This window comes from Amycolatopsis lurida, from assembly GCF_900105055.1.
GTDB lineage: Bacteria > Actinomycetota > Actinomycetes > Mycobacteriales > Pseudonocardiaceae > Amycolatopsis > Amycolatopsis lurida.
Genome location: NZ_FNTA01000004.1, coordinates 2621675 through 2639350, shown reverse-complemented (window position 1 = coordinate 2639350; position 17676 = coordinate 2621675). Strand labels below are relative to the sequence as shown.

The window sequence follows — 17676 nt, the reverse complement described above, 5'->3', positions numbered from 1 at the left end:
GGCCCAAGCTGACATCGTCAAGTTGACGGTGTCAAGTCAATGCTGGCAGCATCACGGCATGGGCGCGAAACGGACGAAGGCGCGGCCGGGCGAAGGGGAGAAGCTGCGGGACGAGATCCTGTGCGCCGCCGACGCCCTGCTCGGCGAGGCGGGGACCGACGAGGCGCTGACGCTGCGTGCCGTCGCGCGCCGGACCGGGGTCTCCACGCCGTCGGTGTACGCCCACTTCACGAGCCGCGACGCCCTGCTGGAGGCCGTCTGCCTGCGGGTATGGGACGAACTCGGGCACCGGATGCGCGAACACGCCGTCGAGGTCGTCGATCCGATGCGCGCGCTCAGCCGGTGCGCCCGGGTGTACGCGCGGTTCGCGCTCGACCATCCGGTGCAGTACCGGGTGCTCCTGATGCGTCCCTCGGGCGGCTCGTCTCCCGGCGCGGTCGCCTGTTTCCGGTATCTCGCCGACGCGACGGCCACCTGCGTGCGGGCCGGGATCCTGCACGGCGAACCGGAGGTCCTCGCGATGGGCCTCTGGTCGGCGATGCACGGCTGCGTGAGCCTGCTGATCGCCCAGCCGGGCTTCGGCTGGCCGGAGGAACCCGAGGCGCTGATCGACACCGTCATCCGGATGGCCGGTCTCGGCACGGCGCTCGCCTGCCGCGTCCCGCGCGACGCCATTCCGCCGAGTGCCGTAGTGGCGGAGGACCTCGACGGGCTGACGGCGGGCTGGGCGGTGCGGGCGAGGCGGACTGGTTAGGCTCTGCGCATGCCCGAGACCCCGACCGCCGACGAGCGGCTCCAGGTGCTCGAAGCCATCACCGACACGTCCCTGGGGAAACTCGGTCAGGACAAGGTGATGGCGACGCTCCTCGCGCGCGTCCGCGAAGTGCTCGGCGTCGACACGGCCACCGTGCTCCGGCTCGACCCGACGGCGCAGCAACTGCAGGCCATGGCCGCCTCCGGGATCGAGGAGGAGGTCTACCAGGACGTCCGGATCCCGGTGGGAGCCGGTTTCGCGGGACGGGTCGCCGAGCAGCGGCGACCGGTGATCATCGACCACGTGGACGCGACCACGGTGGTGAACGCGCTCCTGTGGGAACGGGGGCTGCGCACACTGCTCGGTGTGCCGATGCTGGTCGAGGACGACCTGGTCGGTGTGCTGCACGTCGGAGCGGTGACGGAGCGGGAGTTCTCCGAGACCGACGTCGAACTGCTGCGGCTGGTGGCCGCGCGGCTCGCGCTGGAGGTGCAGATCGAGGTCGCCGCCAGCGATCGCGCGGCCGCGGCGGCGCTCCAGCGGAGCCTGGTGCCCGCCCGGCTGCCCGCCGTCTCCGGGATGAAGTTCGCCGCCCGATACGTCCCCGGGACCGAGCCCGGCGTCGGCGGTGACTGGTACGACCTGTTCCCGTTGCCTGACGGCCGCCTCGGCATCGTGATGGGCGATGTCGCCGGGCACGGCCTCAACGCCGCGGTGATCATGGGACGGCTGCGCAGCGCCCTGCGCGCTTACGCGCTCGAATCGGACGACCCGGCGGAGGTACTGTCCAAACTGGACCGGAAGGTCCAGCATTTCGAGCCGGGGGCGCTGGCCACCGTCGTGTACGGGTCGGTGTCGGCTTCGCGGGAGAGCATCGTGATCTCGCTGGCCGGGCACCTGCCGCCGGTACTCGCGGTGCCCGGTCGGCCGTCGGTGTTCGTCGACACTCCCGTCGATCCACCCATCGGTGTCACCGGGCCGGGGCGCCGGCGAGTGGAGATCGAGCTGCCACCCGGTGGTGTGCTCGCCTTCTATACCGACGGCTTGGTGGAGCGCCGGGACCAGCTGATCGACGTCGGCCTGCAACGGCTCGCCGGTGTGGTCACCGCCGACTCGCCTTCGGTGGTGTGCGCTCGGGTGATGGCCACGCTCGTCGGCAACACGCCGGCGCAGGACGACATCGCCCTCCTCGTGGCGCGGTGCGAACCGAACTGAATCACCGGGCCGGGTGATTGGCGCGGAGGTTCACGGCCGCGAGTTCGACGGTCCTGGCGATCCGCCGCTCCCGGGTTTCCGGCTTCTTCGCCGTCAGGATCCATTCCAGGATCAGCCGTTTCGACGACGGCGGGAACTTCTCGAAATGGGTGCGGGCGGCCTCGTCGGCGTCGAGCCGGGCACGCAGGTCCTCGGGGACGCCGTCGCCGTCCGGCACGACCTGCCAGCGGCCCTTCTCCTTGGCGAGGTCGATCATCGCCTGCCCGCGTTCGGTCATCAGTCCCTCGGCGATCAGCCGGGCGGCCCGCTCGCGGTTGACCCGGCTCCACGAACTCCGGGGGTTGCGCGGAGTGAACCGCAGACGGGAACTCGTCGCGTCGTTCTTGCGGTGCAGCCCGTCGATCCAGCCGAAGCACAGAGCCTGTTCCATCGCCTCTTCGATCCGGATGCTGGGAACGCCGCTGCCCTTGTGGTGGATGACCAGCCAGACCTCCTTCGCGGTCCCGGCGTTCTCGGCCAGCCAAACGCGCCACTCGGCGGGGGAAGCGGCGGTGAAGGTGGTCTCGTCCATGGCCGGATTCCTTTCGTCGTAGGAGTCTGTGACCATCATCGGAAGCAAAGTGCTCACCAAGTGAGCGCTTTTTAAAGGGAGGTGGCCCCGGATGGAGATCTGGGTGAACCCGGCGTGTGCCAAATGCCGGTCCGCGGTGTCGATGCTGGACGAGGCGGGAGCCGAGTACACCGTGCGGAAGTACCTCGAAGAGCCGCCGACGGCGAAGGAACTGAAGGCCGTCCTCAAGCGGCTCGGCCTCGAGCCGTGGGACATCACCCGCACCGCCGAGCCGATCGCGAAGGAACTCGAGGTGAAGACGTGGGGGCGCACCCCCGCCGACCGCGATCGGTGGATCGAGGCACTGGCCACCCATCCGAAGCTGCTCCAGCGGCCGATCATCACCGCCGACGACGGCACGACCGTGGTGGGGCGGACCCCGGAGGCCGTGCGGTCGGTGCTGCCGGGCTGACCGCCCCAAGTACGTGAAGGCCCCCTTCATTGCGCTAGGCGCAATGAAGGGGGCCTTCACGTACTTTCGGGAGACTCAGGTCAGCTTGCGGAAGAAGGCCCGGATGTCGCCCAGCAGCAGATCGGGCGCGTCCTGCGTCGCCCAGTGGCTGCCGCGCTCGAATTCCTGCCAGGACACGATGTTCGAGTGGTCCCGTTCGGCGAAGCGCCGCAGCGGCCGGAAGTCGTAGGCGAAACTCGCCAGTCCGGTCGGCGCGGTCGTCGGCTCGGTGGGGTGCTCGCTGTGCTTGTCCTCGTAGTAGAACCGCGCCGCCGAGGCCGCGGTGTTGGTGAGCCAGTACAGCGTGGCGTTGGTGAGCACGTGGTCGTCGCTCGTCGCCGCCAGCAGTTGCGCGCTCCACGCCAGCTGTCCGGTCGGCGAGTCGGCCAGCGCGTGCGCGAGGTTCTGCGGCGCGCTCTCCTGAAGTTTGGCGTAGCCGGACATGTCGTCGTTGAAGGACTGGAGGAACTGCATGTACTCCAGTTCCTGCTCGGTCATGCCCTCGAACTCCGCCGGGTCGCCGCTGGGGAAGGAGAACAGCTGCGTGACGTGCACGCCGATCACGTGCTCCGCGTCGACACGGCCGACCTCGGGGGCGACGAACGAGCCGGCGTCGTTCCCGTGCGTGCCGTAGCGCTCGTAGCCCAGGCGGCGCATCAGCTCGGCCCAAGCCTGAGCGGTGCGGTATCGGTTCCAGCCCTTCTCCCGCGTCGGGCCGGAGAAGCCGAACCCGGGCAGTGACGGGATGACGACGTGGAACGCGTCGGCCGCGTCGCCCCCGTGAGCACGCGGGTCCGTCAGCTGGTCGATCAGGTCGAGGTACTCGAAGACCGAGTTCGGCCAGCCGTGGGTGAGGATCAGCGGCTTCGCGTCCGGCTCCGGCGAGCGGACGTGCAGGAAATGGATGTTCTGCCCGTCGATCTCGGTGGTGAACTGCGGGTACTCGTTGAGCTTCGCCTCCCACTTGCGCCAGTCGTAGCCCTCGCGCCAGTACGAGACGAGGCGCTGCACGTACTCCAGGGGCACGCCGTACTCCCAGCCCGGCGTGACCGGTCCGCGCTGCACCCCGTCGGTCACCTGGTCGGCGGGCAGTTCGTTCGCCCAGCGGACGCGGGCCAGGCGGTCGGCCAGGTCGTCCAGCTCGGCCTGCGGGACGTCGATGCGGAAGGGCTTGATCTCGGTGTTTTCGTTCATGAGACCAAGATAGGATTCAATTAGGAACATCCCGTTCCTAATGGAGGAGCATCCTGAAAAAATGTTGGAAACTTCGGCGCGACTACTCCGTTTGCTCTCCCTCCTGCAGACTCCCCGTGACTGGACCGGCACCGAACTCGCGGAACGCCTGGAAGTCAGTGCCCGGACGATCCGCAACGACGTCGAGCGGCTGCGCGCGCTCGGCTACCCGGTGGACGCGACCCGCGGTTCGGTCGGCGGCTACCGTCTCGGCGCGGGCGCCGATCTGCCGCCGTTGCTGCTGGACGACGAGGAGGCCGTCGCCGTCGCGATCGGCCTGCGCACCGCGGCGGGCGGCACCATCGCGGGCGTGGAGGAGACGTCGTTGCGCGCGCTCGCCAAGCTGGAGCGGGTGCTTCCGTCCCGGCTGCGCCGCCGGGTGAACGCCTTGCAGGCGTACACGGTCCCGGTTCCGAGGGACGAACCCGGCCCGCGAGTCGCCGCCGAGACGCTCACCGTGCTGACGGCGTGCTGCCGGGACCGTGAGGTGCTGCGGTTCGGCTACCTGACCCACGACGGCTCGGAAAGCGTCCGCAAGGTCGAGCCGTATCGCCTGGTGAACTGGGGGCGTCGCTGGTACCTCGTCGCCTGGGACCTCGACCGCGGAGACTGGCGCACGTTCCGCGTCGACAGGCTGACCCCACGCGTCCCGACCGGTCCGCGGTTCACCGCGCGTGAACTGCCCGAGGACGTCACGGACCGGGTGCGGCGTGGCGTCTCGTCCGCCGCGTGGCGTTACCGGGCCGAGGTCACCGTGCACGCGTCCGCGGAGGAGGTGACCGCGCGGATCAACCCGGCCGTCGGAACGGTGGAGGCCGTCGACGCGAACACGTGCGTCCTGCACACCGGCGCGGACACCATCGAGACCATGGCCGTCCACTTAGGACTGCTCAACCTCCCGTTCCGGGTGACCGAACCCCCGCAACTGGTCGACTACTTGCGGGAGTTGGCCGACCGGTACCGCGACGCGACCGGTTAGCGAGCGAAAGTGGTCAGGAAGCGGTCCCGGAACGCGTCCATCTTCCACACCGGCGCGTTCCGGTCCGGGTTCAGGCCGTCCTGCCAGTCCCAGCCGGCGATCTTGTCGAGTACCGCCTTGTCCCGCGTGACCACCGTGATCGGCACGTCGTGATCCGCGCCCGCGCCGGCGACGATCGGGTTCGGCTGGTGATCGCCGAGGAACACGAGCACGAGATCGTCGCCCCCGTAGGTCTCCACGTACGAGATGAGCGAGTTCAGCGAATAGGCGATCGAGTCGCCGTACGCGCCGCGCACGTTCGCAGGGTCGGTGAACACCTCTTCGGGCGTTTTCCCTTGCGAGGGCATGGGACGGTAGATCGACCCGTCCCCGACGGCGGCCCAGTCGACCAGGCGGGGGAGCGGCGTCCACGGCCAGTGACTGGTGACGAGGTCGATCTCCGCCATCAGCGGCGGACGGTCCGGCCTCGCGCGTTCGGCGCGCTGGAAAGCCGAAAGGGTGAACTGGTCAGGCATCGTGGCGTAGGAGAACGGCGGGCCGCGATACCCGATGGTGCGTGAGTCGTAGTAACGGTCGTAGCCGTAGACCTCGCCTTCCGGCCAGTCCTCGGTATGCGCCGGGACGACACCGACCGTCTCCCAGCCCGCGCGTTTGAACGCACCCCCGAGGGTGAACCGGTCGGACTTCACGAAGTCGTCGTACCGGTGCTGGCTGTCGACCCAGACGCCGGATTGGAACGTCGAGTGCGCCAGCCAGCTCCCCGCGCTCGTCGTCGGCGACGTCAGGAAAGCGCTGCGCGAGCCGTATCCCGCGTTCTTCAGCCGCGCGGTCCCGGCGTCGAGCACCGCGTCGACCTTCGGCGCGATGTCCGAGTCCTGGACGGCCACCCGTCCGTAGCTCTCGACGAAGGTGAACAGCACGTCCTTGCCGCGCAACGCGTTCAGCAGCCCGGAGGCCGGGGTGTCACGGAAGGCATCGACGGCGATTTCTTCGGCGAAGGCCTCCCTGTCCCGGATACCGGCCCGCACCTGGCGGAGGTCGTCGTAGGCGAAGGCGACCGCGCTGCGCGACGCGAACGGCTGTCCCGGAGCGAGTTGCGCGCCGGAGACCGCGCACACCATCCAGAGCACGCTGAGCACGGCCGTCACCCGGGTCGACGCGGTGCGCCGTCCGGCCACCACCCGGCTCAACCGCAGGACGGCCAGCGCCATCAGCACGATCACGACCACGGCCAGGAGCGTCAGCCCGGCGAACGACGCGAGCGCGCCGGCCCGGCCGATCGACGTGCCGAGCAGGTCGACACCGTTGCCGAGCACACCCCAGTCGAACACCGGGTCGAACCGCCGGTTCAGCGCGAGCCCGAAACCGATGTCGATGGCCTTGAGCACGGTCAGGAGCCCGAGGAGCGCGCCGGCCGACACCGCGACGACGCGTCGCGCGCCGTCGCGCAGCATGAGCACGACCGCCACCCCGAGCAGCGCCTCCACCGGCAGCCGCACGAACGCTTCCGGCGTCAGCCCGTCGAGGTCGTCCGGCGCGAGCAGGGCGAACAGCACGAGCACCGCCGACGCGGTCGTCGCCGCGCTGGACGCGATCTCGCGGGCTGTCGTCCGGTCGCCGGGCAGGCCGGCCAGGGCGGGACGCGGGAAAACCGACAAGGCGGGTTCCTTCCGGGGTGGACTGCCTTCATCGGGTTACACGGATGAGGGGCCCCGGCGGTTCAGCCCGAGCGCCACGTGCGCAGCGCCCACCACCAGCTGACGGTGTGCCGCACATGCGCTCCGCCGTCTTCCTCCGGCGGGTCGAGCGACGCTCCGGTGATCTCGCCCAGCCGGGAAAGCCGGTACCGGACGGTGTTCGCGTGGACGTGCAGCGCCGCGGCCGTCTGGTCGAGCCGCCGCCCGTGATCGAGGTAGGCCAGCGCGGTCGAGACGAGTTGCTCATGGAACGGATCGCCTGGCGTCAGCGCGTTCAGCAGGGTGCCTTCGAGCAGCGCGGCGAGCCCCGGGTGAGCGGCGAGCGCGGTCTCCACGGCCAGATCGGCCACCGCGTGCAGGCCGCGGGATCGCGCGGCCGTCGGCAGGGCCATCACGCACAGGGCGTACGTGCCGCGGACTTCGGCGAGCGGCACGGCGGGGGAGGCCACCATGAGCACGTCGCCCCCCAGCGCTGACGGAGTGGGGAGCCGCGGCGCCAGCCCGGCCAGCCGCCCTTCGACCAGGCCGAAGACGCCACCCGTCGCGCCGAGCCGTCGCTCGACGACCCGTGCCTGGTACGGATCTCCGACGTCGGAGAGCAGGCAGTGGTAGCGCCCACCCGGGTTCAGCCCGGCGTTCGCGACTTCCTCGGCCGAAGGCGCCGTCGTGCCGCCGCCCAGCAACCGCCGCAGCAACCGGGCGCGGCTGTCGTGCACCGTGCGGGAGAGTTCGAGCTCGGCCTCGTGATACCCGGCGATGACCTGGCGTTCGAGCGCGCGGGTGTTCCGGTCGAAATCGACCAGTGTCGCCAGCATGACGTCGTCCGGCACCCCGGCCGCCTTGCCGCGTTCGACGGCGATCTCGACCGCGCGGCTGCGGCCAGCCTGCACCCCGCGCAGCAGAGCGGCGAGCGGCACGCCCTGCGCGGCCCTGTCCGCGCCGAGCACGGCGGCCGCGGCGTAGTCCTGCTCCCCGGCTCCGCCCTGCCGGTCGAAGGAGGCGAGCCCGGCCGCGAGCACGATCGCGACGTGCCGCCGGTTCTCGCCCACCGGCAACCGCGCCACTTCGGGCGACTCCGCGCGGGCTGCCCGGACCACTTCGTCGACGACGGCGGCGTCGGCCGCCATCTCGGCCAGCAGGTCGTGGAGCGACCGGTGCGCCATCGCCACCGCCTTCCCGCGCGGATTGTGCGCGGTGCACAACGAAGCCGGCGGTCCTTGGCGACCGTCCCCTACCGAGGGTGTCCGGCCGGTTGGTTTCCTGTGAGCTACCGAAAGGTAACAGGCCCTCGCCGAAAGGTGCGCCCGATGCGGAAACGCCGGTTGCTGAACACCGTCCTCGTGACCTGCCTGGCCGCGGCACTGGGCTCGGCCCCCGCCGCCGCGGCGGACGACGGCCTGCGACAGGTCCTCTTCGTCGGCAACAACTGGGAGGGGACCGCGGACATCATCGCGCCCTCCGGCGACTACGCGAAGATCGCGCGCGTGAACATGGTGCCGGACAAGGACGAACGGCTCACCGAGATCTACCTGAACCCGATCAAGCTCGCGTTCTTCCTCGGCATCCGCAACGGCGTCGGCGAGGGACACGACCAGCTCGTCGACGACCTCTACACGACCCCGGACGGCCGCGCGGTCGTCGCGTCCCGTCCGAGCTTCGCCGACGTCGTGTCGATCGACCTCGCCACCGGCCGGGTCAACTGGCGGTTCCCGGTGTCGGGTTTCCGGTCCGACCACATGGCGGTGTCGCCGGACGGCCGCAGCATCGCGGTATCGGCTTCGACGTCGAACACCGTCCACGTGCTCGACATCGAGACCGGACGGCAGCTCGGCTCGTTCAAGACCGGGGACAAACCGCACGAGAACACCTACACCGACGGCGGCCGCTACCTCTGGAACAGCTCGATCGGCGAGGTGAACACCGCGCTCGACGCGCCGTGGCAGGACTTCACCAAGGGCGACCGGAAGCTCACCGTGGTCGACGCGAAGACCTTCCAGCAGGTCAAGGTGATCGACATGCGCCCGCGCCTGGACGCCTTCGGGCGCAGCGACCTCTCCGACGCCGTCCGGCCGGTGGCGTTCACCCCGGACGAGTCGAAGCTGTACTTCCAGGTGTCCTTCTTCAACGGGCTCCTCGAATACGACGTCGCCACCGACCGGATCACCCGGTCGAAGACGTTGCCGAAGAACCCGGACACCAGTGAGGACCGCACGACCTGGGTCAACGATTCGCGTCACCACGGGCTCTCGATGAGTCCCGCGGGCGACAAGCTCTGCGTCGCCGGGACGATGGACGACTACGCGACCATTGTGGACCGCTCGAGCCTGCGTGAGGCACAGCTCGTCACGGCGGCGAAGCCCTACTGGGCGACCGTCAGCGGTGACGGAAGGCATTGCGTCATCTCGGAAAGCGGCTCGGACCAGGTGACCGCGATCGACTTCGCGACCGGCGCGAAGGTGAAGTCCGTCCCGGTCGGCGACCACCCGCAGCGCATCCGGATCGGCCACGTGCGCACCGGTACTCTGCGCGGGTGAGCGAAGAGATCTGGGCGGCCCTCGGTGCGACATCCCTCGAAGAGGTGCGGCGGCGTGCCGCGGTGATCGACGCGATCACCGAGATCACGCCGGTCGAGGTGGACGGCGCGGAGCGGTTCGCCTGGAACGACTGCGGCGGGCAGTCGGCCGTCTGGTACTTCACGCCGGACAAGCAGGCGCTGCTGCTGACCTTCGACCACGAGACGGACTTGAACCTGTACGCCGAAGAGGACTACTCGGTGCAGGAGGCGCTTTACGGCGGCGTTCCCGAAAACCTCGTCGCGTTGGTGCGGAACCGCCCCGAGAACTACGAGTCGCTGAACCTCGTCGACGCGGGGACGGGAGCGTCGATCCACTACGCCGGTGGCGTGTTCTGGTTCGACGGCGAGCGGTGGGCGCAGGCCGAAGGCTTCCTGGAGCACTGCCGCCGGGAGGACCTGGACCCGCTGAGCGAGTCGGGGTTCGAATACTGCGTCGGCCACTACCGGTTCGGCGAGGAATTCACCCCCGAGGCGATCGTCGAGGAGCGGGCCGCCGACGGCTGGTACGAAGACGACGACGCGAAACGGGCCGAGGCGCTGGCCGAGATCCGCGAGATCTTCGCGCGGCTCGGCTGAGGAGTCCGCTCAGCGCACGATCTTGGCTCCGTTGTGGCACCGTTCCGGGAATGAGTCTGCTCCTGGGTCCGTTGCTGCGCCACGTCGACGAGACGTCGGCGACGGTGTGGGTCGAGACCACCACCGCGAGTGAGGTCGAGGTACTCGGCACGTCCGCGAGGACGTTCGAGATCAAGGGCCACCACTACGCCCTTCTGGTGCTGACGGGTCTCGAACCCGGCTCGTGCGTCGAATACGAAGTGCGCGTGGACGGCGAGAAGGTGTGGCCTCTGGCCGATTCCGGGTTCCCGCCGAGCCGGATCCGGACGCTGCCCGAGCAGGAGTCGCGGGTCCGGCTCGTGTTCGGCTCGTGCCGCAAACCGCATGAAGGAAAGGCCTTCGGCCCCGACGCGCTGGCCGCGTACGCCCACCGGATGGCGGCGGGCGAGGAAACCGAATGGCCGCAGGCGCTGCTGATGCTGGGTGACCAGGTCTACGCCGACGAGACCACCGACGAGACCCAGGAGTGGCTGTCCCGGCGCCGCGACATCTCCGAGCCGCCGGGCACGGAGGTGAAGGATTTCGAGGAGTACACCCACCTCTACCTCGAAGCCTGGGGTGAGCCGTCGATCCGGTGGCTGCTCTCCACCGTGCCCACGTCGATGATCTTCGACGACCACGACGTCCGCGACGACTGGAACACCTCGCACACCTGGCGGGAGCGGATGCGCGCGCAGCCGTGGTGGCGGGAGCGCCTGCGCGGGGCGATCATGTCGTACTGGGTCTACCAGCACCTGGGGAATCTCGGCCCCGCGGAACTCGCCGAGGACCCGACGTTCCAGAAGGCCATCACCTCCGGCGGTGACAACGCCGGCCTGCTCGTCGCGTTCGCCGACGAGGCCGACGACGACCGCGACGGCACCAAGGGCGCGCGATGGAGTTACCGGCGCGATTTCGGTGCCGTGCGGTTGCTGGTCATCGACACCCGGGCGGGGCGGATTTTGGCAGGCGGCGCCCGGTCCATGGTCGACGACGACGAGTTCGACTGGATCGAAGACAACGCCGCCGACGCCTGCGACCACCTGCTCATCGGCTCCTCGCTGCCGTGGCTGCTGCCGCCGGTGATCTCCCACCTCCAGTCGCTCAACGAACGGGCCTGCGCGCGCCCCGGGTGGCGGGGGCGGCTCGCGGAGAAGATCCGCCAAGCCGCGGACCTCGAACACTGGGCGTCGTTCCGGGCGTCGTTCGACCGGTTGTCCGCGATGATCGCCCGCGAGGGACGCCGGGACGAGCCGCCCGCCACCATCGCGGTGCTTTCGGGCGACGTCCATCACGCCTACATCGCCGAGGCGCGCTATCCGGAGCCCGTGACCTCGACCGTCTTCCAGCTCACCTGCTCCCCGGTCCACAACGCCATGCCGCGCCCGCTCCGGCTGGCGTTCGCCGCCACCTGGTCGTCCCCGATGGCGGCGATCGCGCGCCGCTGGGCCCGCCGCGGCGGCGTCGCACCCGATCCGCTGACCTGGTCCAAGGTGTCCGGGCCGCATTTCGGCAACGTCATCGCCACGGTCGAGACCGAGGGCCGGGCGTGCGTCACGACGATCGAACAGGCCATCGGCGACGGACTGGTCGAAGTGGCAAGACGGAGGCTGGCCTGAGCCCGTTCCACGCTGGGTAATATCGGCGCGTGACAACCTCTGCCGAAACACTCGAGTTCCAGTCGGAGGCACGTCAGCTGCTCCAGCTGATGATCCACTCGATCTACTCGAACAAGGACACCTTCCTGCGGGAACTGGTGTCCAACGCCTCCGACGCACTGGACAAACTCCGCCTCGAAGCGTTCCGCGACAAGGACCTCCAGGCGGACACCGACGATCTCCACATCGAGATCGCGACCGACCCCGAAAACCGCACCCTCACCGTGCGGGACAACGGAATCGGGATGAGCCGGGACGACGTCGTGGCGCTGATCGGCACGATCGCGAAATCCGGCACCGCCGAATTCCTGAAGAAACTGAAGGAGACCAAGGATTCCGCGGCTTCGCAGGATCTGATCGGCCAATTCGGCATCGGCTTCTACGCCAGCTTCATGGTGGCCGACAAGGTCACGCTGCTGACCCGCCGCGCCGGATCGGACGAGGGCGTCCGCTGGGAGTCCGAGGGCGAGGGCACGTACACCATCGAGACGGTGCCGGACCTGCCGCAGGGCACGTCGGTCGTCCTGCACCTCAAGCCCGAGGACACCGAAGACCAGCTCTTCGACTACGCCTCGGCCACGAAGATCAAGCAGATCGTCAAGAAGTACTCGGACTTCATCACCTGGCCCATCCGGATGACCGAGGGCGAAGAGGTCGTCACGGTCAACTCGATGAAGGCGCTGTGGGCCCGCTCGTCCAGCGACGTCACCGAAGACGAGTACAACGAGTTCTACAAGCACGTCGCCCACGACTGGAACGACCCGCTGGAGACGATCCGGCTCCAGGCCGAGGGCACCTTCGAGTACCAGGCGCTGCTGTTCCTGCCGGGCCACGCGCCGCTCGACCTGTTCATGCGGGAGCGCAAACGCGGCGTCCAGCTGTACGTGAAGCGCGTCTTCATCATGGACGACTGCGAAGCACTGATGCCGGAGTACCTGCGCTTCGTGAAGGGTGTCGTCGACGCCCAGGACCTTTCGCTGAACGTCTCGCGCGAGATCCTGCAGCAGGACCGGCAGATCCAGCTGATCCGCCGTCGCCTGGTCAAGAAGGTCCTGTCGACGGTCAAGACCCTGATGGCCGACGAGAACCCGTACAAGTACGAGACGTTCTGGAAGGAGTTCGGCCGCGCCGTCAAGGAAGGCCTGCTGGACGACCACGAGAACCGCACCGCGATCCTCGACATCTGCTCGTTCGCCTCGACCAACGATCCGGAGAAGCTCACGTCGCTGCGTGAGTACGTCGAGCGGATGAAGGACGGCCAGGAACACATCTACTACCTGACCGGCGAGTCGCGGCAGAGCATCGAGAACTCCCCGCATCTGGAAGCCTTCAAGGCCAAGGGTTACGAGGTGCTCGTGCTCACCGACCCGATCGACGAGATGTGGGTCGACGCGGTCCCGGGCTTCGAGGAGAAGCAGTTCCAGTCGGTCGCGAAGGGCGAGGTCGAACTCGATTCCGACACCACCGACGAGCAGAAGGAAGAGTTCTCCGGGCTGCTGACCTGGCTGACGAAGTCGCTCGCGGACCAGGTCAAGGAGGTCCGGCTCTCGTCACGGCTGACGACGTCGCCCGCCTGCATCGTCGGCGACACGAACGACGTCACCCCGACGCTGGAGAAGATGTACCGCGCGATGGGCCAGGAAATGCCGCAGATCAAGCGGATCCTGGAACTCAACCCGGGCCACCCGCTGGTCTCCGGGCTGCGCTCCTCGTTCACCGAAAAGGGCGAGTCCGAGGGCCTCGCCGAGACCGCCGAACTGCTGTACGGCATGGCTTTGCTCGCCGAGGGCGGTGAACTGGGCGACCCGTCCCGCTTCACGAAGCTGCTGGCCACGCACCTCCAGAAGACTCTGTAGGGGCTGAAGGGGACTTTCCCCGCATAAGACGCCACGAAGGGGCCCTTCACCGCATCGCATGTGGTGAAGGGCCCTTTCAGCCCGTTACGGCCGGGTCTTCCAGAGCACCAGCACGAAGTACGGCGTCCCGACCATCGCGATGACCAGGCCCGCCGGGATCTGGGCCGGCGCGATGACCGTCCGCCCGAGGGTGTCCGCGACGCTCACCAGCAGCGCCCCGAGCGCCGCGGCCACCGGGAGCACCCGGCCGTGCCGTCCTCCGACGAGCGAACGCGCCAGATGCGGCGCGACCAGCCCGACGAACGCGACCACGCCGATGGCGGACACGGCGGTGGCCGCCAGGATCCCGGAGGCGGCCAGCACGATCAGCCGCGACCGTTCGACGCGCATCCCGAGCACGCGCGGGGTGTCCTCGTCGAGGGCGTGCAGATCCAGTTCGCGGTGCTTGATCCACAGCAGCGGCGTGAGCGCGAGGAGCGCCAGCGCCACCGGCGCGACCTGTTCCAGCGTGCGGCCGTAGGTCGACCCCGAAAGCCAGGTCAGCGCCTTGGCCGAGTTCCACGGGTCGGAGACCACGATCAGCAGCGTGATCAGCGCCATCCCGGCCGACCAGACCGCGATGCCGATGATCACCAGCCGGTCCGAATCCAGCCCCGACCGCCAAGCCAGCCCGTAGACCAGCGCGAACACGACGGCCGCGCCGACACCGGCGGCACCGGCGATCGACCAGGCGCCGACCGTGGGGACGATGGTGATCAGCGTGATCGCGCCGAGCCCGGCCCCGGCGGTGATGCCGAGCAACCCCGGTTCGGCGAGCGGGTTGCGGCTGACCGACTGGATCCCGCAGCCCGAGACCGCCAGCGCGGCCCCGGCGAGCAGCGCGGCCAGCACCCGCGGAAGTCGTTGGTCCAGCACGAAAGTCAGCGCGGTGCCGGTGTTGCCGGTGACCCAGTTCGCGAGGTCGCCGAGCAGCACCATGCGGTCGCCCAGCATCAGGCCCACCAGCGGGACGACGGCGAGCAGCGCCACCAGGACGACGGAAATGGCCACGAGGCGCCGGGTCGATCCGGCGACGCCGACCCGCCCGGCCGGAGCCGGACGACGTGAGCCGCTGCCCCGCCCGCGCCGCGCCAGCCACACCATCACGACGGCGCCGACGATCGTGGTCACCACGCCGGTCGGCACCCGCACGGCGGCGGCCGAGCCCATGATCGCCCGCAGGACGACGTCGGCGCCGAGCACCGTCACCACGCCGACCAGCCCGGACACCGGCAGCAGAGCGCGATGTTTGGCGATCGGCAGCAGCAGCCGCGTGATCACCGGCGCACTCAGCCCGACGAATCCGACCGGTCCGGCGACGGTCACCGCCGCGGCGGTCAGCGCGACGGTCAGCACGACCGCGCCGACCCTGGTCCGGCGCACCCGCAGGCCGAGCACGGTCGCGTTGTCGTCGCCGAGGGCGAGGACGTCGAGTTTCCGGCCCATCGCGATGAGCGCCGCCACGGCGAGCACCACGATCGGCGTCATCTGGGCGGTCGCGCGCAGATCGGAGACGGTGAGCGAACCACTGCCCCAGGCGAACAGCCCGGACGTCTCCTGCTCGAACATGAGCAGCATCAGGATGGTCACCGACTGGAGCGCCAGCAGTACGGCCGAGCCGACGAGCACCAGCCGCGGACTCGCCGAACCGCCGCCCGCCAGTCCCAGCACGATGACGGCCGCGGCGAGCCCGCCCGCGAACGCCGCCCCGCCCACCGGCACGAGCGGCAGCGAAAGCCCGAACGCGGAAATGGCCACCACGGCGCAATGCGCGCCCGCGTTGACCGCGAGCGTGTCGGGCGAGGCGAGCGGGTTCCGTGCGACGGACTGCATTCCCGCGCCCGCGACGCCGAGCGCGACCCCGAGCAGCAACGCGGCGAGCAGCCGGGGGACGCGCGAACCTTCGAGTACCGCGAGGGTCTGCGCGTCGCCCTGGCCGAAGATCGCCTTCACCACGTCCAGCGGGCCGGACGTCGAGGTGCCCTGGGTCAGGTGGACGCCGGCGAGGACGACGATGAGCACCACCAGCCCCGCCGACACCACCGCGGTGCGCACGGCTTGCGGCGCACGCAGTTCCTTGATCATCAGGCGGTGATGGCCTTCACGATCTGGTCGGCGGTCATGATGACCGACTTCGGCCCGCCGAAGGTCCAGGTGCCGGCCTCCAGCTTGTGGATCTTCTTCGAGACCACGAACGGCAGGCGCTGGTAGACGGCGTTCTGCGCGAGCCCGGTGGTGAAGACGTCCTCTTCGGCCGCGCTGTAGAACAGCACGGTCTTCGGGTCGGTGAGCGCGGTCAGTCCTTCGACGTCGGTCTGGCCGAGACCCCACTGCGGGTCGACCTTGCCGGTCCAGGCGTTCTTCAGGCCGACGGCCTCGGCGGTGTCGGAGACCAGCGAGCCCTTGCCGAACGGGCGGATGCTGACGGTGCTGCCTTCGAGGTAGCCGTCGGCCATCAGGAACGGCGTGCCCGCGACGCCCTTGGCCTCGACGGCCTTCTTGCCCTCGGCGAGTTTGGCGTCCATTTCGGACAGTTGCTTGTCCGCTTCGGACTCCTTGCCGACCGTCTTCGCGATCAGCTTGAAGTCCTCGCGCAGGCGGTCGAAGTTGCGGCTCGCGTCGCTGGCCTTGGTGACCACGACCGGCACGTACTTCTCGATCTGCGGCACCAGCGTCGAGTCGCGCTCCTCGGCCATGATGACGACGTCGGGGTTCAGCCCGACGATCGCGTCGACACTGGGCTCGTTGCGCTTGCCGACATCCTTGACCTCGGCGGTCAGCGGGGCGGCCTTGTCCCAGACGTTGTAGCCCGCGACGTCCGCGGCGCCGACCGGCATGACCCCGAGCGACGCGACCATCTCGGCCTCGCCCCATTCGAGCGCGACGACTCGCTTGGCCGGGGCCTTGAGGTTGACGGCCTTCCCGCGCGCGTCGGTCACGGTGACCGGTCCGCTCGCGGCGGCGGTGTCGCTCGGCGCGACGGCGGCGTTCTCGGTGGTGCCGCAGGCGGACAGCAGCAGGGCCGTCGCCGCGACAAAGGCGGCAGGGGTCAGCAAACGCATGGTTCTTCCTGGATTTCTCAGGCGGGCCTGGGCGAATGCCGCCCGAGTGGCCTGCAGTGGATCGCGCCCGTCACCGGGTCGTTCGCGACGTGGACGGTGACGCCGTAGGCCTGGGAGAGGTGCTCGGTGGTGAGCACCTGCCCGATGTCACCCGTGGCCACGATGGTTCCCTCGCTCAGCAGCACGACCTCGTCGGCGATGATCGCCGCGTGGTCGAGGTCGTGCAGCACCACGCCGACCGCGACGCCTTCGTTGGCCAGATCGCGGACGACGTCGAGGATCTCGACCTGATAGCGCAGGTCGAGATGGTTGGTGGGCTCGTCGAGCAGCAGCACGGAAGTCTGCTGGGCGAGACAGGACGCGAGCCAGACACGCTGGAGCTCGCCGCCGGAGAGCTCGTCGACGCCGCGTTCGGCCATGGGGGTCACCCCGGTCAGCTCCATCGCGCGGCGGATCGCGGCGGCGCCGTCGACGTCGACCCCGCGCCAGCCCGAGCGGTACGGGTACCGGCCGTAGGAGACGACGTCGCGGACCGAAACGCCGCTCGGCGTGGGCCGGTGCTGGGTCAGCAACGTGACCCGCCGGGCGAATTCCTTACCGGACAACGCGTTCCCGCCCCAGACGGCGCGTTCCCCGAGGCGGACGCCGCCTTCGCGGGGCTTGTGCAGCCGCGCCAGCGAACGCAGGAGCGTCGACTTGCCGGAGCCGTTCGGCCCGACCAGCGCGGTCACCACGCCGGCGCGCAGCGACAAGGACACGCCGTCCACCACGGCCCGCTCTTGGTGCGCGAGCACCAGGTCATGGCCGGTGAGCAGCGCGTCTTCCGTAGACATGAGGGGAGCCTAACCTAAGGTCGGGCCGGTACCCATGTCACGAGAGACACAGAGCGCGGGGTGATTGTCCGGTTACCGGAGCTGAAGGACGCTTTCACCGCATGCGACGCGACGAAGGCG

At 69.6% G+C, this 17676-nt stretch carries 15 protein-coding genes; 8 read left to right on the top strand and 7 right to left on the bottom strand.

The features are described from left to right. The first annotated feature begins 58 nt into the window (after window positions 1-58). Together BLW75_RS17185 and BLW75_RS17180 are read left to right on the top strand one after the other, a co-directional pair. Window positions 59-754, top strand: coding sequence for a TetR/AcrR family transcriptional regulator (locus tag BLW75_RS17185; RefSeq protein WP_034317990.1), 696 nt, complete (start codon window positions 59-61; stop codon window positions 752-754). Between the two features lie 9 nt (window positions 755-763). Then, window positions 764-1969, top strand: a complete 1206-nt coding sequence (locus BLW75_RS17180; protein ID WP_034317824.1) for a PP2C family protein-serine/threonine phosphatase — start codon at window positions 764-766, stop codon at window positions 1967-1969. A 1-nt stretch (window position 1970) separates the two neighbouring features. Here the strand turns inward: BLW75_RS17180 and BLW75_RS17175 are convergent, their stop codons facing one another. Continuing rightward, on the bottom strand, window positions 1971-2540 hold the full coding sequence (locus tag BLW75_RS17175) for a YdeI/OmpD-associated family protein (protein WP_034317827.1): 570 nt from the start codon (window positions 2538-2540) through the stop codon (window positions 1971-1973). 91 nt (window positions 2541-2631) lie between these two features. Between BLW75_RS17175 and BLW75_RS17170 the strand changes: the two genes are divergently transcribed. Continuing rightward, a complete protein-coding gene (locus BLW75_RS17170; RefSeq protein ID WP_034317830.1) occupies window positions 2632-2991 on the top strand; it encodes an arsenate reductase family protein in 360 nt (119 codons plus the stop codon). Window positions 2992-3066: 75 nt separating this feature from the next. On the opposite strand, the gene BLW75_RS17165 is transcribed toward BLW75_RS17170, so the two are convergent. Beyond that, window positions 3067-4224 carry an epoxide hydrolase family protein gene (locus BLW75_RS17165; RefSeq protein WP_034317833.1) on the bottom strand — a complete coding sequence of 386 codons (1158 nt, stop codon included), beginning with the start codon at window positions 4222-4224 and terminating at the stop codon, window positions 3067-3069. A gap of 61 nt (window positions 4225-4285) precedes the next feature. Here BLW75_RS17165 and BLW75_RS17160 point away from each other — a divergent pair, with 61 nt between their 5' ends. After that, window positions 4286-5242, top strand: coding sequence for a helix-turn-helix transcriptional regulator (locus BLW75_RS17160; protein ID WP_034317993.1), 957 nt, complete (start codon window positions 4286-4288; stop codon window positions 5240-5242). Here BLW75_RS17160 and BLW75_RS17155 read toward each other — a convergent pair. Together BLW75_RS17155 and BLW75_RS17150 are read right to left on the bottom strand one after the other, a co-directional pair. Continuing rightward, window positions 5239-6900 carry an LTA synthase family protein gene (locus BLW75_RS17155; RefSeq protein ID WP_091597777.1) on the bottom strand — a complete coding sequence of 554 codons (1662 nt, stop codon included), beginning with the start codon at window positions 6898-6900 and terminating at the stop codon, window positions 5239-5241. The two genes, BLW75_RS17160 and BLW75_RS17155, sit on opposite strands and share 4 nt — an antisense overlap. A 62-nt stretch (window positions 6901-6962) precedes the next feature. Further along, on the bottom strand, window positions 6963-8102 hold the full coding sequence (locus tag BLW75_RS17150; protein WP_034317836.1) for an RsbRD N-terminal domain-containing protein: 1140 nt from the start codon (window positions 8100-8102) through the stop codon (window positions 6963-6965). 144 nt (window positions 8103-8246) lie between these two features. Here BLW75_RS17150 and BLW75_RS17145 point away from each other — a divergent pair, with 144 nt between their 5' ends. Genes BLW75_RS17145 through htpG form a run of 4 tightly spaced genes read left to right on the top strand, consistent with a single transcriptional unit; the run spans window position 8247 to window position 13622 of the window. Beyond that, window positions 8247-9473, top strand: a complete 1227-nt coding sequence (locus tag BLW75_RS17145; protein ID WP_034317839.1) for a YncE family protein — start codon at window positions 8247-8249, stop codon at window positions 9471-9473. Beyond that, entirely contained in the window at window positions 9470-10090 is a 621-nt protein-coding gene (locus BLW75_RS17140) for a hypothetical protein (protein ID WP_034317841.1), read from the top strand. Before BLW75_RS17145 ends, BLW75_RS17140 begins: the two co-directional genes overlap by 4 nt. A gap of 50 nt (window positions 10091-10140) precedes the next feature. Continuing rightward, window positions 10141-11727 (top strand): alkaline phosphatase D family protein, encoded by a 1587-nt coding sequence (locus BLW75_RS17135; RefSeq protein WP_034317843.1) that lies wholly within the window; start codon window positions 10141-10143, stop codon window positions 11725-11727. Window positions 11728-11756: 29 nt separating this feature from the next. Further along, complete coding sequence (gene htpG, locus BLW75_RS17130) at window positions 11757-13622, top strand: molecular chaperone HtpG (RefSeq protein ID WP_034317845.1); 1866 nt, start codon at window positions 11757-11759, stop codon at window positions 13620-13622. Between the two features lie 84 nt (window positions 13623-13706). Here htpG and BLW75_RS17125 read toward each other — a convergent pair whose 3' ends face one another. The 3 genes from BLW75_RS17125 to BLW75_RS17115 are packed head-to-tail and all read right to left on the bottom strand — an operon-like array spanning window position 13707 to window position 17556. Then, window positions 13707-15746, bottom strand: a complete 2040-nt coding sequence (locus tag BLW75_RS17125; protein WP_034317847.1) for an iron ABC transporter permease — start codon at window positions 15744-15746, stop codon at window positions 13707-13709. Beyond that, complete coding sequence (locus BLW75_RS17120; RefSeq protein ID WP_034317850.1) at window positions 15746-16723, bottom strand: ABC transporter substrate-binding protein; 978 nt, start codon at window positions 16721-16723, stop codon at window positions 15746-15748. Before BLW75_RS17120 ends, BLW75_RS17125 begins: the two co-directional genes overlap by 1 nt. A 17-nt stretch (window positions 16724-16740) precedes the next feature. Then, window positions 16741-17556, bottom strand: coding sequence for an ABC transporter ATP-binding protein (locus tag BLW75_RS17115; RefSeq protein WP_034317853.1), 816 nt, complete (start codon window positions 17554-17556; stop codon window positions 16741-16743). Between the last annotated feature and the right edge of the window lie 120 nt (window positions 17557-17676).

Bases quoted from the DNA above. Each gene is read 5' to 3' on its own strand.
- BLW75_RS17185 (WP_034317990.1), top strand. From the start codon at position 59: ATGGGCGCGAAACGGACGAAGGCGCGGCCGGGCGAAGGGGAGAAGCTG.
- BLW75_RS17180 (WP_034317824.1), top strand. From the start codon at position 764: ATGCCCGAGACCCCGACCGCCGACGAGCGGCTCCAGGTGCTCGAAGCC.
- BLW75_RS17175 (WP_034317827.1), bottom strand. From the start codon at position 2,540: ATGGACGAGACCACCTTCACCGCCGCTTCCCCCGCCGAGTGGCGCGTT.
- BLW75_RS17170 (WP_034317830.1), top strand. From the start codon at position 2,632: ATGGAGATCTGGGTGAACCCGGCGTGTGCCAAATGCCGGTCCGCGGTG.
- BLW75_RS17165 (WP_034317833.1), bottom strand. From the start codon at position 4,224: ATGAACGAAAACACCGAGATCAAGCCCTTCCGCATCGACGTCCCGCAG.
- BLW75_RS17160 (WP_034317993.1), top strand. From the start codon at position 4,286: ATGTTGGAAACTTCGGCGCGACTACTCCGTTTGCTCTCCCTCCTGCAG.
- BLW75_RS17150 (WP_034317836.1), bottom strand. From the start codon at position 8,102: ATGGCGCACCGGTCGCTCCACGACCTGCTGGCCGAGATGGCGGCCGAC.
- BLW75_RS17145 (WP_034317839.1), top strand. From the start codon at position 8,247: ATGCGGAAACGCCGGTTGCTGAACACCGTCCTCGTGACCTGCCTGGCC.
- BLW75_RS17135 (WP_034317843.1), top strand. From the start codon at position 10,141: ATGAGTCTGCTCCTGGGTCCGTTGCTGCGCCACGTCGACGAGACGTCG.
- BLW75_RS17125 (WP_034317847.1), bottom strand. From the start codon at position 15,746: ATGATCAAGGAACTGCGTGCGCCGCAAGCCGTGCGCACCGCGGTGGTG.
- BLW75_RS17120 (WP_034317850.1), bottom strand. From the start codon at position 16,723: ATGCGTTTGCTGACCCCTGCCGCCTTTGTCGCGGCGACGGCCCTGCTG.
- BLW75_RS17115 (WP_034317853.1), bottom strand. From the start codon at position 17,556: ATGTCTACGGAAGACGCGCTGCTCACCGGCCATGACCTGGTGCTCGCG.